This is a genomic window from Halobacillus sp. GSS1 (genome assembly GCF_017307035.1).
GTDB lineage: Bacteria > Bacillota > Bacilli > Bacillales > Halobacillaceae > Halobacillus > Halobacillus litoralis.
The window spans coordinates 112,679-129,188 of the sequence record NZ_JAFLHE010000007.1 but is presented as its reverse complement, the minus strand read 5'-3'; the positions used below and the strand labels follow the sequence as shown (position 1 = coordinate 129,188).

The window sequence follows — 16,510 nt, the reverse complement described above, 5'->3', positions numbered from 1 at the left end:
AGGTAGGAGAAATGTCTCATGTACATAATGATTGTCAATCCAATAGCTGGTAATGGTCAATCAATGAACCTGTTTCGGCGCATACAAAAAGAACCGTTATATAAGAAAAAGAATTGCCGGTCATTCCTAACTGAAGAACCGGGCCATGCAGAAAGACTTGCCCTTCAAGTGACCAAAATCCATCATGAGTCTTTAGAAGGAATTATTGTCCTTGGAGGAGATGGAACCCTCCATGAAGTCGTGAATGGAATTAGAAATTATCCAGACACTCCTGTGGGTTTTATACCTGCGGGTTCTGGGAATGATTTTGCAAGGGGGCTCTCCCTGAAGAATCGAGGACTAAAGCTGTTTCGAACCTATGTGAAAAAACCAATGAGATCAAAGGTCTTTCTAGCTAGCTACAGTCTTAATCAAAGGCAGAAAAAAGGGAGCCGTACGTTTATGAATAGCATAGGCTTTGGACTTGATGGTGTAGTGGTAGGTGAAGCCAACCAGCAAAAATACCGTTCATGGACAAAAAGGCTTCACATAACTAAACTCACCTATCCTCTTGCTCTCCTTCGGTCCATCACGAAGACCGAACCCATCCATTTTGAACTGTTTCTTGATGGGAAAAAAACGAACATTAATAAAGCCATGATGGTGACCATAACCAATCATCCTTATTATGGTGGTGGAATGAAGATTGCCCCGAAAGCGAAGATCAACAGTAAAAGTTTAACCATACTTGTGGTTAAACCGATATCAAAAAAGAAGCTTATGGCCATGTTTGTCAGCGTATTTTTTGGTCTGCATACAAAAATGAAAGAAGTGGAAGAGTGGAAAGCTTCCTCTGTACATATAAGTTCGGGACAACCGCTTCCTTTTCAAGTGGATGGGCAAAGTGGCACATGCTTCGACTGCAGCATCAAGAAAGCGGAAACATCGACAACATTCTACTCGGATTGATAGATATCTCTTGAAAGTTGACAGAATGATGGGTTAATCTAAAATAAGGTAACTGTTGAATCGGTATCATGATAATTTTGGATCATTCCCAAAGTACGGTATACTAGAACAACAAACAAAGACGTGATTCAATCACAAGAGGATTTGAGGAATTGAAGGTGAATTGGTTGGAACATATTCTTGGTAGTAACTGGACGATAACACCAGCAGGCGGTTCGACAGGAGAAGCCTACTACGCTCAGACTGAAGGAAAACGTTTATTCTTAAAACGTAATTCTTCTCCTTTTTTAGCCGTTTTATCTGCTGAAGGTATTGTGCCAAAGCTTGTTTGGACCAAACGGCTTGAGAACGGAGATGTAATTACAGCGCAGGAGTGGCTTGAAGGGCGCGAACTGAAGCCTGAGGAAATGAAACATAGACGTGTGGCGAACCTTCTCAGCAAAATCCACCATTCCACAGAACTTCTTGATATGCTTATGAGGCTCGGGAAACATCCTTTAACACCGGATGAAGTACTGAAAGATATAAAAGGGAACCAAAAAATCCTGGATCAAGTAGATCCCAGGATTGAAATTCATCATGCCATCAAGTTTCTTGAAAAGCATGCTCACCATGTCCATCATGATGTACATGTCGTTTGTCATTGCGATACAAACCATAATAATTGGTTGTTGTCTTCCAAAGACCAGCTGTACCTTATTGACTGGGATAACGCAATGGTAGCTGATCCAGCTCTTGATCTTGGCATGCTTTTGTACAATTATATCCCTGAAGATCACTGGAACGTATGGTTAAAAGAATATGGGATCTACCCTGATTCCCATATGTTCGAACGAATGAAGTGGTACTCTGTATCTCAGGCGCTGGCTTTCATACAGTGGCATCAAATGAGGGGCGAATATGATGAAGCTTCCATTCGTACAGAGAAGTTGAAAAAAATAATGAAAAAGCATGAAATCATATAAAAAAGTTCCATCTGAATGTTATTTCAGATGGAACTTTTTTATATTCCTCATGTATTGAATTAAATGGCAGGATTGTCGAAGATTTAGTTTCGATATATTTTCGGTGGGCGTTACGTTATTGGGCGTCAGGTGTAGCTGGGAAGCTACTCGTTTTCCTGCGGGGAAAAGCGCAGGGTGAGAACCCACAGGATGCAATCCGAGGAGCATACCGGGCACCCGCGGCTCCCACTCCACTCAACAAAATTCTCGAAACTGAGTCTTCAACCAAAGGGAGCGATAGTGAAGGGGTGGAGGTGGTTGTAAATAAAAAAAACGCTGCTTAGGCAGCGGTTTTTTCTGTAGCCGGAGTATATTTAAGTTTCTTTTCCTTAACCTCAGCGCTCATCATTTCTGATAATTTTTCAAAAGGATATATAAATAGTGCGTAACCTGCGAATAGGACAGAGAAAACAGCCAATACAGTCAGTTCAATCGTTTTAGAGATCATTTTCATAATTTCGATCATCACTCCTGTTTATTTAATAAGGCACGATACTAATGGTATATCAGTAAGCGCTTACAACCCAACCCCTCAAACCATGCATATTTCTAAAATTATCGTCGATAATCTTATTGATGCATCATTAGCTCATTCATTGTCTTATATAAACGAGTTAGGTCTGTTTTTCCTCCTATACCAAGGAAAACGAGAAAAATTTTTATTTTTATCAGCTTCGTGGTACCATTTTATCGATAAGAAGGAGGAATCCATTACATGCGTTTAAGAAATAAACCGTGGGCAGATGACTTTTTAAGTGAAAATGATGAAGTTGTCGTCCAACAACCGTTTGAAATGAAAGGGAAATGGAAGGAGCTTTTCGATAACCAGGAACAGCCCTTACATTTAGAAATAGGTTCAGGTAAAGGCCAATTTATTGCCGGTATGGGAAAACAGCATCAGGATATTAACTTTGTAGGCTTGGAATTCGTGAAAAGTGTGATTGTCGGGGCGGTCAAGAAAGTCCTGGCAGCTGATACAACCAATGTCCGTATGGTCAACGAAAATGCTAAAGACCTAAGGGATTTGTTTGAAGATAACGAAGTGGATCATATTTACTTAAACTTTTCTGATCCATGGCCTAAAAATAAACATGAAAAACGCAGGTTAACGTTCCATACGTTCTTAGAACAGTATAAAGCCGTGCTGAAAGAAGAAGGACAGGTTACATTGAAGACTGATAACAAAGGTCTCTTTGAGTATTCTCTTGTAAGCTTTTCAAATTTCGGTATGATTCTGGAAGATGTATCTGTTGACCTTCATGCAGACGAAGACCCTTTAAATGTGGAGACAGAATATGAGGAAAAGTTCTCTGCAAAAGGACAACCCATTTATCGTTGTACAGCACGCTTCCCTAAATGATAACGTTTTCATTAGCTCTAGTTATTATGATAAACTAGAGCTATCTTTGTTAAGGGGAGGAGATTGCCGGTGGAAAATCTTAAGGTGGGACGTGCTTCATTGACATGGTTGAATGGTGGGGTGACTCACATGGATGGAGGAGCTATGTTCGGAGTAGTGCCGAAACCATTATGGAGTAAAAAATATCCCGTCAATGAAAACAATCAAATTGAATTGCGAACAGATCCGATTTTGTTAGAGGTTGATGGGAAGAAGATGCTGATCGATTCAGGAATAGGCAATGAAAAGATGACGGATAAGCAAAAACGGAATTTTGGGGTTTGGGAAGAGTCATCAGTCCTGCGGTCTTTAGATAGCTTGAATATCAAAGCGGAGGAGATTGACGCATTGCTTATGACTCATATGCATTTTGATCATGCTTGTGGAATGACGAGATGGGAGGAGGATCAGCTTGTTCCTACTTTTCCTAACGCGACCATTTATACGAGCGAAGTAGAATGGAATGAAATGCGCCAGCCGAACATGAGATCAAAGAATACGTATTGGCAGACGAATTGGGAAGCGGTCCAAGGAAGGGTACATACGTTTAAAGATTCGTTGGATGTGCTGCCTGGTTTAAAAATGATTCATACAAGTGGTCATAGTCACGGACATTCGATCATCACTTTTGAAGATGGCGATGATGTATTCATTCACATGGCAGATCTTATGCCAACGCATGCTCACCAAAATCCGCTCTGGGCCCTTGCGTACGATGATTACCCTGTAACTTCTGTGCATGAGAAACAACAGTGGATGGAGTATGGTTATCAACGCCGGGCATGGTATGTTTTTTACCATGATGCTATTTATAGAGCATTGAAGTTTGATGAAGATGGACAGATCCTGGACAAGGTTAAGGAAAAGGAACATCACTATCAATAAAAAATACCCTCGTCTCCGAGGGTATTTTTGTATGATTTAAGCTGTCGTTTCCGCAACGTCAACGATTGTTCCTGTTTCCGTATCGATGTAAAATTCAAATTGAGATGTTTCACCGTCCTGGTTTTTAGAAATCCCGCCACGGTACACATCGTAATTAATTCCGTTTTTGTTCAATTCTTCGGGCTTCATGTAAATCCAAGACCCACTGATCGGTCCTTGCTTTTTAAAAGCTTCTTTAGCAATTTTTAGTGCTTTTTCAGGAGTAACACCCTGACCATTACTTAATTGCTCTTTTACTACGTAGCCTGCCAATGCTCCTACACCAGCTGCTAGTGCGACTTTTTTCCAGTTCATTAACCAATCACCTCACAACTTATTTCTAACCCTCAGTATACTAAATATTCCCGATAAAAGGAAATCAAAACTTATAAACATGGCTGATTTGTAGAAACGTTTTCAAAATTCCGTTAAACTATGGAAAGAAGGAAAAAAAGGAGATGTACATATGAATCAAGAAACGAAAAGTCTTTTTAAAACATTGACAGAACTCCCGGGCGCACCTGGGAATGAACATCTTGTCCGAGAGTTTATGAGACAGGAACTTGAAAAGTACTCGGATGAGATTGTCCAAGACCGTCTGGGCGGCGTTTTCGGGTTGAAGAATGGTAAAGGCCCTACTGTCATGGTGGCAGGTCATATGGATGAAGTAGGGTTCATGGTTACACAGATTACGGATAATGGTATGCTCCGCTTCCAAACCCTTGGCGGGTGGTGGAATCAGGTTATGCTTGCACAGCGTGTACAGGTCATGACAGAAAAAGGTCCTGTAGTAGGAGTGATTGGATCGATTCCTCCACATAACTTGACACCAGAACAACGGAAAAAGCCGATGGAAATTAAAAATATGCTTATTGACATCGGTGCAGATGACAAAGACGATGCTAAGAAAATCGGGATAAAACCAGGGCAGCCGATCGTACCGATTTGTCCTTTTACTCCAATGGCTAATGAAAAGAAAGTTCTCGCTAAAGCTTGGGATAACCGTTATGGTTGCGGTCTTTCCATCGAGCTTTTAAAAGAGCTGCAAGGAGAAAAGGTTCCAAACAAGCTGTACTCAGGTGCTACGGTTCAAGAAGAAGTTGGATTGCGGGGGGCACAGGTTGCTGCTAACATGATCGAGCCAGACATTTTTTATGCGTTAGATGCATCACCTGCCAATGATATGAGCGGGGATAAAAAAGAGTTTGGTCAGTTAGGTAAAGGAGCTCTCCTGAGAATTCTAGATCGTTCGATGGTTACACACAGAGGGATTCGTGAATTCATCCTAGATACTGCTGAAACCCATGATATTCCTTATCAGTATTTTGTTTCTCAAGGAGGAACGGATGCAGGGAGAGTTCATATGGCAAACGATGGGGTTCCATCCGCAGTAGTTGGTGTATGTTCCCGTTATATCCATACCTCTTCATCCATTATTCATGTGGATGACTATGCGGCAGCCAAAGAACTTTTAATCAAACTTGTAAAAACAACAGATCAGAACACCGTAGACCAAATCAGAAGAAATGTGTAAAGGAAATGGAAGTCCCCCCAGCCGATTTCAGAGGGCGTGACTTTATGCTAAAATTGGTGAACAGGTCCCATTGATCTTGTATGAAGTCCTCATCCAAGAGAGATAATGGCAATAAACGGCTAGAGAAGGAGAAAGGTGCTCGCAATGCTGAAAATTTATGTGGGATCCCAAAACCCTACGAAAATTGAATCCGTAAAAAGTGTTTTCCCGAATATGGAAGTCATTGGAATGGAAGTAGAATCGAAAGTTGCAGCCCAACCCTTTTCTGATGAAGAGACATTAGAAGGGGCAATCAACCGCGCGAGGGAATGTGCATCTCAAAACAAAGCCCATATAGGAATTGGACTTGAGGGTGGAGTCATGGAGATAGAAGATGACCTTTACTTGTGTAATTGGGGAGCATTAGTAGACAGTAAAGAAAATGTCTATACTGCGAGTGGTGCTCGCATTCTCCTTCCCGATGAAATAAAAGCAGGGTTGGAAAAGGGGAAAGAGCTAGGGGAAGTCATGGATGAATTTACGGATAAACATGATGTAAGAAAAAATGAAGGGGCCATCGGAGTTTTTACGAATGGCGCTATTCACAGGGAAGAAATGTTCACCCATGTAGTGAAGTTGCTAAAAGGGCAGTGGACCTATGATCAATAAGAAAAGGATGCATCTAATTTAGATGCATCCTTTTCCTTATGTCCAAGAGTTTATTGCATATAAGCTCCCTTTTCTTGAAGACTCAGTTTCGAGATGTTCGTGTGATTCTAGGGGCTCCGGGAAAAAGTTCGTCTTGCTCCATCGTCCAGACACTCGCGTCATATGCTAAACGTCAATGAGGTAGAGATTATATCATTCACTTCTCTTAACCATACAAGCTGATTTTTTAAGTAGTGGTTTCGAGAACCTTCCTTGGTAAGTGGGCGGAGGGGAATGGCGAGACTCCAGTGGGAAAAAAGTGCTCGGTGAGACCCCACAGAACGCAGTCCGAGGAGGCTCACCACGCTCCCGCGGAAAGCGAGCTATTCTCCGCAGCCCACATCCACTCAATAAAGATCTTGAAACTGAATCAATTCTGCCATATATTTTAATAACTTGTTTATGGTTTATTCGTATAAGTAGGTAAGGACATCAAGGGCCTGGTCCAATGTCTCGACGGTGACATCAGCTTGGTTGGATAATTCTTTGAGTGGATGAACAAGAGATTCAGGTCTTACTATAATCAAAGGTTTTCCAGCCTGTAGGGCTGCACCTGCATCCATCGCTGTATTCCACTGTTTGTAGGACTCTCCGAAATAAGCAATGACAGCATCGGATTTTTGGAGTAAAACACGTGTTCTGAAATTATTTACACTGGAGGCAGCCTCATCACGATACACCTTATTTGGCTGTTCACCTAAAATCTTCTCCCCGATATCATCTGAAAGTGCATGATTTTCTTGTGGACTTACAAAGTGGATAGGTAACTTTTCCTTTTCTGCTTTTTTTCTTATTTCGTTTCGCCAATCATCATGAATTTGACCTGCTAGATAAATGGTTAATTCCATTGGTTCATCCTCCTTAAAATTCCCTTTTCTTTAGTATGGAAGATGTAAAAAAAGAAGTCCAGCAAACGAGCTTTTGCTGGACTTCTTTTTAGTTATGATGAGAGCCTTTCCTCTTCATGAGCAGGCTCTACCTTCTTATTCGGTTGTTCTTCGATGCCGCTGGTTTCCAATTGAAATTCGGCTTCTTCGAAAGTTTCATCATTGTCTAATCCTTCCAAATGATCACTTGAGCTTTCTTCAATTGCTATTGGATTTTCATTGATGTTGAACTGGCTGATTTCAGCGGATAGTTCCTGGGAAAGTCCCTGAAGGTCAGTAGCTGAATGGTGAACTTTCTCAATTGATAGTAATTGATTTTCACTGGAGGCCGCTACCTCTTCTGCTGTAGCTACAGCTTCTTCTGATATTACACTAATGCTCTGCAACCTTTCTTTCACTTCCTCATTTACACGATCAACACCTTCAACCGCTTCATTTACTTCCCGTATTTGTTCATTCATCGATTGTACATAAGAGGCGATCCGTTCGAAAGCATCTTTGGTTTGAGTAACAGCTTTATCTTGTGAAGACTGAAAGTGTTTAAATTTCTCTGCTTCATCAGAAAGAGTGGTCATTTGGGTGGACATGGTTGTGACCATGTTTTGAATGCTTCCTGCTTCCTGTTTCGACCGTTCTGCTAATTTTCTAACTTCATCGGCAACGACGGCAAATCCTTTTCCTGATTCACCAGCCCTCGCTGATTCGATAGCGGCATTTAAGGCTAAGAGGTTTGTACTGTCTGCAATTCCTTCAATCGTTGTGACCACTTTATTTACTTCTTCAGATTTTTTTGAAGCGTTCTGCACTTCTTCAGTCATATGGGAAGCAAGGTTGATAAAGTCTCTGGAAGTCTTTTCTAAATCAGCGACAGTTTTTAAACCGGCATGTCCTTCCGTTTCCGCTTCCATCAGTTTGGATTGAATCGTTCCAGAAGCTTTCTTTGTATCGTTGATAGCTTCTGAGACTTGCTGGATGAATTGGTGAGTTTCATCAATTTTTTGAGCTTGATCCTGCGATCCAGCTGCTACTTGACTAATTGCTTCATTTACTTCTTCTGCTTGATTTGTCGTTTGATCTGAAATGGAAGCGAGATTCTCAGATGATGTATTAAGGATACCCGTAGCTTGAAGGACTTTCCGTACAGATTGTTCCATTCTCTCGGCCATTTGGTTAAATTGTAAACCCAGCTCAGCCATCTCATCTTTGGAAGTCAAATCTACACGATGAGACAAGTCGCCTTCACCAATAAACGTGGCACTTTCCTTGAGGCTGTTTATGGATTTTTTAATGGACCGAATTAAGAAGAAACCCGTAGTTAAGATCACGATTAAAATAAGTCCGCCGATTATTGCAAGTAATGTTGTTAACCATTGTTGTCGCTGTTTCTGATCGTTAATCATGGATGCGTTTAATTCACTTGCGGTTGACATAACAGCATCCACTTGAATGGAGACATCTGCCGCAATCCCTTCAAAGGAGGTGCGGATGGCGCTGGCTTGTGTGAATGTATTATCCATGGAGTTGATGGTCTGTTCATATTTTAATAGGTTCCGGCTTAAAGTGGAAGACTGGTCAGCATCCAGATCCATTGTCTTAATTGTATCTTTAAAATTTTGAGAACTGGTTTTAAATGCAGATAATTGCTCGGAGTTCGGTTCATTAATGTAATTTCGTTCGCTTACTTTCATCGCAAGCAAGGAATTCTTCAATGGTTCACTGTTCACAGACTCAATAACATCGTTGAAATTTTCATAGGATGTTTGAATGTGTTTATGTAGTCCATCATTCTCAGTAAATCCGACTAGTTTATACATATTAACTAAAGGACCTAATTCTTCTTGATATTGAACAGCTTTCTTAGTAATTTCCGTGAATTGACTTTTGATCCTGGGATAATTTTTATACTCGTTGGAAAAGTTAGTCGCTGTTTCTTTTACGGATTGGATAGCGGCTGCTGTCTCCTCCCCTTGCTCAGCACTTGGATTACGGAAAAACTTTTGTTGCTCAATTAAGGTTTTAGACATGAGATAATTGATTTTCTGGCTGTCCGCGAGTGACTGTTGAACCTCCTTCGTTCGCTGTGCCATCTCTTTTTGTTCCTGAAAGAAATATGTAGAAAAAACAAAGATGGTAACAATACCAATAACTGCTACGATCAACAGAAAACGCATTCGGCCTCTAATCGACTTCATTCGACCCCTCCTTTTAAAATTTCACAAATTTCTTTATATACTGATTAATTATAGATCTTTTTATCTAGTAAAACAATAGGGGTGATGAGTAGCATAAGGGGTCTTTTTACTTATATTGATACGTAGGAAGTGTATTTACACCTGTTTGAAATGGGTGTATGATAGTTTTGTTCACTTCAGGAGGTTGAGAAATGCTTACATTCTTAAAAAGAAAAGGAGTCCAATTGTCCTTTCAGGCTTATTTTGTTACCGCATTAAGCTACATGGCATTGGGTCTGTTTTCTTCATTAATTATTGGATTAATTATTAAAACAATTGGCGAACAGACAGATATAATCGTTCTATCAGAATCGTTCATTGAGATGGGTACTTTTGCAATGGACTCTAAAATATGGGGGGGAGCCATTGGAGCTGCGATTGCTTATGGGCTTAAAGCACCACCGCTTGTAATTTTTGCAGCCTTATTCAGTGGGGCCGCCGGGGCAGAACTGGGCGGCCCTGCCGGAAGTTATATCGCAGCCTTATTAGCGACTGAGTTCGGGAAAATCGTCAGTAAAGAAACTAAGATTGATATCATCCTGACTCCTTTTGTCACGATTATTGTAGGTTATTGTGTAGCAGCAGCGATAGGCGCCCCGATTGGACGTTTTATGGCAGGGATAGGGAGCATCATTAACTGGGCAACGCAGCAACAGCCATTGGTTATGGGGGCACTTGTAGCTGTACTAATGGGGATTGCCTTAACAGCACCTATATCCAGTCTGGCTATAGCTTTAATGCTCTCTTTAGATGGTGTTGCAGCAGGAGCAGCCACCGTAGGATGTGCCGCGCAGATGATCGGTTTTGCTACCATTAGTTACAGAGATAACGGATTTGGCGGGGCTCTAGCTCAGGGGATTGGGACATCCATGCTACAAGTTGCGAATGTGGTGAAAAAACCTCTGATTATTCTTCCTCCAACGATAGCCGGTGCTGTCTTGGCCCCTATTGCAACCGTCTGGTTAAGCGTAGAAAACAATGCCGCAGGTTCCGGAATGGGAACGAGCGGCTTCGTAGGCCAAATTATGACTTTTGAGTCTATGGGGTTTTCATGGGAAATCTTCTGGATCATCATCAGTTTTCATTTTATAGGCCCAGCCCTGATCAGTTATCTTGTGGCGCTATGGTTCCGCAGGAAAGGATGGATCAAGCCAGGCGATATGATTATTCAATACGATTAATCATGTGCTAGAATAACGTTGGAGGTGACCAGAAATGATTACACTAGAATCAGATCAACAAATGAAAGAACTACAAAATAATGAATCTGTCATTTTCTTATTCTCTGCCGACTGGTGTCCAGATTGCAGAGTGATTGAACCATTCCTTCCAGAGTTGGAGGAGAAGTATAAAACTTGGAAATTCGTATATGTGGATCGTGATCAATTCATCCACATCTGTGCAGAAAACGATGTGTTTGGTATTCCGAGTTTCCTCGCTTTCAAAGACGGAGAAGAAGTTGGCCGCTTTGTCAGTAAGGACCGAAAAACTAAAGAACAGATCGAAGAATTCATTAACAAACTTGACCAGTAAAAAGAACAGGCCGTGCCAAAGCACGGCCTGTTTTTTAATTCAATTTCATTTCATCACTAAAGCTCCTTTTCTTGGAGACTCAGTTTCGAGACTTTTGTTGGGTGGATGGGGCTGCGGGGGATGACTCGCTTTCCGCGCGTCGTTAAAAGAAGCCTTGTCTAGTAGGAATAAGTAATGACAATACCTGGTCATGGATACGATGATTTACAATGCTTTGAAACAGTCCGTAGAAAAACATACACGTTCGTGTCCCCATCCGCTTTTCATGTTTCTCAGACCCTGTTCTCACGCCTTATTCGTGCAGAATCCTTGGGTAACACGACTCTATAACGGCGTACGTGAATAGGGCTTTATAACAGAGCACAGCAGGTTACTGGTAGAGGGATTTCGAGAACCTCGTATAGGAAAGGGGCGGAGGGAAACGGTGAGACTCCTGTGGGAAGTGCGTGGTAGATGAGACCCCGCAGAGCGTTAGCTCGAGGAGGCTCATCACTCGCCCACGGAAAGCGAACCTTTTCCTGGAGCCCCTAAACTCCCACAAAAGTCCCGAAATCAAGTCTTCCACAATCCTGCCAGTTAGTTGAATAGCGTTGTGCTTTTATTATGGAGGGGGAAATGTGTATAATAGAAAACGATGTAGTTAGAAGAAACGAAAATAGTAAACAAATTCTTTCTTCCCATAACAAAGGAGGAAAAAAGATGAAAATGACAAGCATTAAGATGAAGAAAAAACTTGAAGAACGCCTAGCGAATGATCAATGGAAAACGACATTCAATAGAGATAAAGATACCTTCCGTGTCGAGTGGAGCCACTCAGGGAAAGGGATTACGATCACATTGCCGAATGTGATTTCGAAGTATGAATCACGCGGGGAAGAAGCCATTAATGAGCTGGAAGACCATGTGAAAGAAGCTCTTCGAGTTATGAATGAAGATCATAAGCTGACAGGTAAAGAACAGCATATTTTTCCTGTTATACGAGCCGCTTCTTTTCCGACGGAAACCGAGCAGGGGAAAAAGTTGGTTTATGTTGACCATACAGCAGAAACACGGATTTATTATGCTTTGGACTTAGGCAAATCTTATCAATTAATTGATGAGAAAATGCTGGAAGACGAGGGTTGGTCTTTAGACAGAATCAAAGAAGTGGCTGGATTTAATGTGCGTTCTCTTCCTGTTGAGATGAAAAAAGATACCGTGTACGGAAATGACTTCTATTTCCATTCAATAAGGGATGGTTATGATGCAAGTCGCATCCTGAATGAGGCTCTTCTTGAAAAGCTCAAAGCAGAGTGTAAAGGAGAGTTAGCCATCAGCATTCCTCATCAGGATGTCATTATCTTTGCAGATGTCCAAAATTCAGAAGGATATGATATATTAGCTCAGATGGCTATGAAATTCTTTGCAGAAGGAACGGTACCTGTTACTTCCTTGTCGTTTTTATATGAGGATAAGCAGCTGGAACCGATTTTCATTCTTGCTCAGAAGAAACCGAATAAGGATCGAAAGGAAGAGTAGAACATGGATGTATTTTACAACAAGCAAGGAATCGGAGATGTCCTAATTATTCCAATTAAAGATGGAGACCGTGACACATTTAAACAGGATGCTTACGGAGATGTAGTGAAAATAACTAATAGTAAAGACGGTTCTTTGCTCGGCTACAACATTTTCAATGCCTCCAAGTATTTTAATATCGAAAGTCAGGGGAAAATGCGTTTGACCGAAGAAATGCTAGCCCCAATCAAAGACCTCTTCACGAAAAATCAGCTCGACGATGTGCTTGACTTTGATTTAAGTCCGAAGTTCGTCGTTGGATATGTGAAGGAAAAATCAGGACATGAGAATGCTGACAAATTAAGTGTTTGTCAGGTGGATGTCGGAGATGAAACGTTGCAGATTGTCTGTGGTGCTCCGAACATCGATCAGGGGCAAAAAGTCGTTGTTGCTAAAGTAGGAGCGGTTATGCCTGGTGGAATGAAAATCAAAGATGCAGAGTTGAGAGGCGTTCCTTCATCTGGCATGATTTGTTCCGCAAAAGAGTTGAACTTACCAGATGCACCACAAGAAAAAGGAATTTTAGTGCTTGACGAAGATGCTGTTATTGGGCAGCCTTTTGAAGTTTAATCAGGATACAGATAAGCAAAGTAGCCCAGCTGCTTTGCTTTTTTTGATTCAAAAGTCATTTTTAAAGGTATTGTAAACCAACCAATGCCTCAAACCTGTTAAAATAGGAATAATCCTATAAGTGATTTTAAAATTGAAAAGAGAGTGAACGTAATGTGGAAAGACTTAAGAAATAAGATGAAAAAATTGCTGGATACAGAAGAAAAAAATGACCAGGAGACGCTACATAATATAGAGGAAAGAAATGATGTAAACGCTAAAACAAAAATGACTTATCGTTATCCTAAACAAGGGGAATTTCGTTTTCCTGTCATTCCTGATGCGCCAGGCAAAGCTCAAAATGAAAATGAAAGTTATCAACGTCCTCGACGCAAAAAAAACGTTGAACAACAAGAACCTGTGGAGAGGATGCCACAAAGGAAGAAAAGACCTAGAAAAGAAGAAAAAGGGCTGGAGGAGTTACCGGAAACATCGTCGATTCCTTTCACGCCTACCGATGTTCCATCTCCCATTTACGGCTACCAGGCACGACAACTTACAAAAGGCTTGGAAAGGTTGGAATATGCCGTAGAGGAACAACAATCACAGCCGGAATTTTTTACTGACTCCAATGATGAAAAACAATGGCAGGAATTACGGAAACGGATGAGGGCACGTGTCGATGAAGAAAACTCTAGACCAAAAACTGCTTCCGAGCTGCCGAATATCCTTGGTCGGGAAGAAGCGGCCACTAAAGAAACCAGCTTACCTAAGGTCATAAAGGACGAAAGCAGAAGTGAGTACGAAAAAGATTGGAGACCGAATCAATCCAAAGAATACGAGGGGCTCACATTCGCTGATGATGAATTGGTGGAAGCAGAAGAAGACCATTCCGATGAAACCCTATCTATGGAAGACAGGAGTAATGGGGAAACGGTCACAGACGATTTAGTCTTAGAAACAGAAAAGGGTAAAGAACACCAAGAAATCGAAGGCGAAAAGAGTGACCAGGAGAATCTTTCAGAGTCTCTTCAAGAGGCCATTCGAAGAGGAGAAGAAGATTCATTAGAAACGTCAGAAGTGACCGAGTATAAAGAAGAAGAGCATACGGGGGCGGAAGTTTCAGATGGTGAGCAAGAATCGAAGGAGATAACAACGCGTGCTGAGACCGAATATGAGGAATCACAGAGGGAACTCCCTGAATTTAATGAAAACAAAGAAGACTCTACATTTTCCATGATGGAAAAGCAGGTAGAGACCGGCTTGACTATGGGACAAAAGGAAGACGTAGAACGGGATGATTCAGACTCTGACATGACTCAGGTGGATGATGATCGAAGAATAGGTTTAGAAAGCGACCAATTGAACAATGAGGACGCGGATGCTCTCCCTCAAGAGGAACCTTCCTTCTTCCATACCGAAAAAGAAAGGTTCACCGAAGAAAAATCAGAACAAAAGGCATCCGAAATGATTCAAGAGCAGCCCGAAGAGGACGGAGACGATTCCTGGAGCTCGACTCGACACTCCGAAGGAAAAGCGGAAATGTATCAAGAAGCAGAAGTGGAAAAACCTAATAAGGAAGAACAACCTCTACCTCAGGATGAAACGAAAAGTAAAGCGTCTTCACATTCGTATGAGCGTTCCAAAGATAAAGATGGACAAAAACGCCGTGTGCCTTTCAACGTCCTTATGACGCCACGTGATAAAAGAAATCGCGATCATGAGAAAAAACAAAACATACGGCCTGAGAAGCCTGAGTCTAGAGCAGATGAATCTTCAGCTAAGGGTGTCGAAGAAGAAAAAAGAGAAAGAGTGGAGTATCATACGCCTTTACACTTGCTTGAAGACCCCGTTCGACCAACGTCTCTCGATGATAGTTGGATAACAGAACAGATGGAACTTCTTGAAACGACCCTTCGACATTTCCATGTGCGTGCTAAGGTTGTTAATGCAATGAAGGGGCCGACAGTAACTAGATTTGAAGTGCAGCCGGAACCAGGGGTCAAAGTTAGCAAGATCACAAACCTGTCGGATGATATTAAGCTTAGTATGGCTGCGAGAGACATTAGAATTGAGGCGCCGATCCCAGGAAAACAAGCCGTGGGTATCGAAATTCCTAATAAACAGTCCATGATGGTCGGATTGCAGGAGATCTTTGAATCCGATGCTTTCCAAAAGGACGATTCACCACTGACTGTTGGTCTAGGTCTGGATATCGGTGGAGATTCTATTGTTACAAATCTGAAGAAAATGCCTCACGGGTTAATTGCGGGGGCGACAGGCTCTGGGAAAAGTGTATGTATCAACACTATCTTGATCAGCCTTTTATACAAAGCACACCATGAAGATGTGAAGTTTTTGCTTATCGATCCAAAAATGGTTGAACTTGCACCATATAATGACCTTCCACACCTTGTGTCCCCGGTCATTACAGACGTCAAAGCTGCTACAACAGCATTGAAGTGGGCTGTGAAAGAAATGGAAGAACGGTATGAGAAATTCGTAGAAGAAGGCGTAAGGGACGTTGAACGTTATAATGAAAAAATGAAGAAGCAACAGAGAGAAGCAGAAAAACTCCCTTATTTAGTCATTGTCATTGATGAACTCGCTGACTTAATGATGGTTTCCCCGCAAGATGTCGAAGATGCCATTTGCCGGATTGCACAAAAAGCAAGAGCATGTGGAATTCACTTGCTCCTGGCAACTCAACGTCCGTCTGTGGATGTTATCACCGGATTAATCAAAGCGAATATACCGACTAGAATCGCTTTTAGTGTGTCATCACAAGTAGATTCCAGAACCATCATTGATTCAGGAGGGGCTGAAAAACTCCTTGGCAGAGGGGATATGCTGTTTGTTGAGAATGGTTCAGGCCAGCCTGTTCGTATCCAGGGAGCTTTCGTCTCTGATGATGAGATTGAAAGAGTGACTCACCATGTTAAGAAAATCGCTCCACCTCAATATCTTTTTCACCAAGAAGAATTGATGAAGCAGGTTTCAACAGAAGAAGAAACGGATGAGATCTTTGATGAAGCTGTAGACTTTGTGGTCGAGCAGAATGGTGCGAGTGCATCACTCATTCAGCGCCGATTCAAAGTAGGTTATAACCGTGCAGCCAGATTGATTGACCAGATGGAAGCTTATGGAATCATTTCTGAACAAAAAGGAAGCAAACCAAGAGACATTTTATTAACGAGGCAGCAAATCGAGGAAATGATGGAGTAAATCCATCATTTCGGCAAAAACCTTGTGCAAAA

At 41.7% G+C, this 16,510-nt stretch carries 15 protein-coding genes; 11 read left to right on the top strand and 4 right to left on the bottom strand.

The window, feature by feature from the left end; all coding sequences use genetic code 11:
• Positions 1-18: 18 nt before the first annotated feature.
• Together J0K78_RS14105 and J0K78_RS14100 are read left to right on the top strand one after the other, a co-directional pair.
• A complete protein-coding gene (locus J0K78_RS14105) occupies positions 19-948 on the top strand; it encodes a diacylglycerol/lipid kinase family protein (RefSeq protein WP_206947628.1) in 930 nt (309 codons plus the stop codon).
• Between the two features lie 158 nt (positions 949-1,106).
• Complete coding sequence (locus J0K78_RS14100) at positions 1,107-1,913, top strand: phosphotransferase (RefSeq protein WP_206947627.1); 807 nt, start codon at positions 1,107-1,109, stop codon at positions 1,911-1,913.
• A gap of 319 nt (positions 1,914-2,232) precedes the next feature.
• On the opposite strand, the gene J0K78_RS14095 is transcribed toward J0K78_RS14100, so the two are convergent.
• Positions 2,233-2,418, bottom strand: a complete 186-nt coding sequence (locus J0K78_RS14095) for a hypothetical protein (protein ID WP_206947643.1) — start codon at positions 2,416-2,418, stop codon at positions 2,233-2,235.
• Positions 2,419-2,667: 249 nt separating this feature from the next.
• Here J0K78_RS14095 and trmB point away from each other — a divergent pair, with 249 nt between their 5' ends.
• The gene (gene trmB / locus J0K78_RS14090; protein WP_206947626.1) at positions 2,668-3,312 is read left to right on the top strand and encodes a tRNA (guanosine(46)-N7)-methyltransferase TrmB; all 645 of its coding nucleotides are present in this window, start codon (positions 2,668-2,670) and stop codon (positions 3,310-3,312) included.
• Positions 3,313-3,381: 69 nt separating this feature from the next.
• A complete protein-coding gene (locus tag J0K78_RS14085) occupies positions 3,382-4,236 on the top strand; it encodes a YtnP family quorum-quenching lactonase (RefSeq protein ID WP_206947625.1) in 855 nt (284 codons plus the stop codon).
• Between the two features lie 36 nt (positions 4,237-4,272).
• Here the strand turns inward: J0K78_RS14085 and J0K78_RS14080 are convergent, their stop codons facing one another.
• A complete protein-coding gene (locus tag J0K78_RS14080; RefSeq protein ID WP_075034533.1) occupies positions 4,273-4,590 on the bottom strand; it encodes a PepSY domain-containing protein in 318 nt (105 codons plus the stop codon).
• 151 nt (positions 4,591-4,741) lie between these two features.
• Between J0K78_RS14080 and J0K78_RS14075 the strand changes: the two genes are divergently transcribed.
• Together J0K78_RS14075 and J0K78_RS14070 are read left to right on the top strand one after the other, a co-directional pair.
• Positions 4,742-5,809: a M42 family metallopeptidase gene (locus J0K78_RS14075; protein ID WP_206947624.1), complete on the top strand. Its 1,068-nt coding sequence runs from the start codon at positions 4,742-4,744 to the stop codon at positions 5,807-5,809.
• 147 nt (positions 5,810-5,956) lie between these two features.
• Complete coding sequence (locus J0K78_RS14070; protein WP_160916351.1) at positions 5,957-6,457, top strand: DUF84 family protein; 501 nt, start codon at positions 5,957-5,959, stop codon at positions 6,455-6,457.
• 446 nt (positions 6,458-6,903) lie between these two features.
• Here J0K78_RS14070 and J0K78_RS14065 read toward each other — a convergent pair whose 3' ends face one another.
• Together J0K78_RS14065 and J0K78_RS14060 are read right to left on the bottom strand one after the other, a co-directional pair.
• Complete coding sequence (locus J0K78_RS14065; RefSeq protein ID WP_206947623.1) at positions 6,904-7,344, bottom strand: YtoQ family protein; 441 nt, start codon at positions 7,342-7,344, stop codon at positions 6,904-6,906.
• 92 nt (positions 7,345-7,436) lie between these two features.
• Positions 7,437-9,575: a methyl-accepting chemotaxis protein gene (locus J0K78_RS14060; RefSeq protein ID WP_206947622.1), complete on the bottom strand. Its 2,139-nt coding sequence runs from the start codon at positions 9,573-9,575 to the stop codon at positions 7,437-7,439.
• A 191-nt stretch (positions 9,576-9,766) separates the two neighbouring features.
• Here J0K78_RS14060 and J0K78_RS14055 point away from each other — a divergent pair, with 191 nt between their 5' ends.
• The 5 genes from J0K78_RS14055 (at position 9,767) to J0K78_RS14035 (ending at position 16,478) form a co-directional block, all read left to right on the top strand.
• Positions 9,767-10,795, top strand: a complete 1,029-nt coding sequence (locus tag J0K78_RS14055) for a PTS sugar transporter subunit IIC (RefSeq protein WP_206947621.1) — start codon at positions 9,767-9,769, stop codon at positions 10,793-10,795.
• Between the two features lie 34 nt (positions 10,796-10,829).
• A complete protein-coding gene (locus tag J0K78_RS14050; protein WP_160916315.1) occupies positions 10,830-11,147 on the top strand; it encodes a thioredoxin family protein in 318 nt (105 codons plus the stop codon).
• Positions 11,148-11,846: 699 nt separating this feature from the next.
• Positions 11,847-12,665: a DUF1444 domain-containing protein gene (locus J0K78_RS14045; protein WP_206947620.1), complete on the top strand. Its 819-nt coding sequence runs from the start codon at positions 11,847-11,849 to the stop codon at positions 12,663-12,665.
• A gap of 3 nt (positions 12,666-12,668) precedes the next feature.
• On the top strand, positions 12,669-13,274 hold the full coding sequence (gene ytpR, locus J0K78_RS14040; RefSeq protein WP_206947619.1) for a YtpR family tRNA-binding protein: 606 nt from the start codon (positions 12,669-12,671) through the stop codon (positions 13,272-13,274).
• Between the two features lie 153 nt (positions 13,275-13,427).
• Entirely contained in the window at positions 13,428-16,478 is a 3,051-nt protein-coding gene (locus J0K78_RS14035; RefSeq protein WP_242517887.1) for a DNA translocase FtsK, read from the top strand.
• Positions 16,479-16,510 lie beyond the last annotated feature (32 nt).

Coding starts and splice junctions, on each gene's coding strand:
- J0K78_RS14065 (WP_206947623.1), bottom strand. CDS start 7,344: ATGGAATTAACCATTTATCTAGCAGGTCAAATTCATGATGATTGGCGA.
- J0K78_RS14050 (WP_160916315.1), top strand. CDS start 10,830: ATGATTACACTAGAATCAGATCAACAAATGAAAGAACTACAAAATAAT.
- J0K78_RS14105 (WP_206947628.1), top strand. CDS start 19: ATGTACATAATGATTGTCAATCCAATAGCTGGTAATGGTCAATCAATG.
- J0K78_RS14035 (WP_242517887.1), top strand. CDS start 13,428: ATGTGGAAAGACTTAAGAAATAAGATGAAAAAATTGCTGGATACAGAA.
- trmB (WP_206947626.1), top strand. CDS start 2,668: ATGCGTTTAAGAAATAAACCGTGGGCAGATGACTTTTTAAGTGAAAAT.
- J0K78_RS14095 (WP_206947643.1), bottom strand. CDS start 2,418: ATGATCGAAATTATGAAAATGATCTCTAAAACGATTGAACTGACTGTA.
- J0K78_RS14060 (WP_206947622.1), bottom strand. CDS start 9,575: ATGAAGTCGATTAGAGGCCGAATGCGTTTTCTGTTGATCGTAGCAGTT.
- J0K78_RS14075 (WP_206947624.1), top strand. CDS start 4,742: ATGAATCAAGAAACGAAAAGTCTTTTTAAAACATTGACAGAACTCCCG.
- J0K78_RS14055 (WP_206947621.1), top strand. CDS start 9,767: ATGCTTACATTCTTAAAAAGAAAAGGAGTCCAATTGTCCTTTCAGGCT.
- J0K78_RS14045 (WP_206947620.1), top strand. CDS start 11,847: ATGAAAATGACAAGCATTAAGATGAAGAAAAAACTTGAAGAACGCCTA.
- ytpR (WP_206947619.1), top strand. CDS start 12,669: ATGGATGTATTTTACAACAAGCAAGGAATCGGAGATGTCCTAATTATT.
- J0K78_RS14080 (WP_075034533.1), bottom strand. CDS start 4,590: ATGAACTGGAAAAAAGTCGCACTAGCAGCTGGTGTAGGAGCATTGGCA.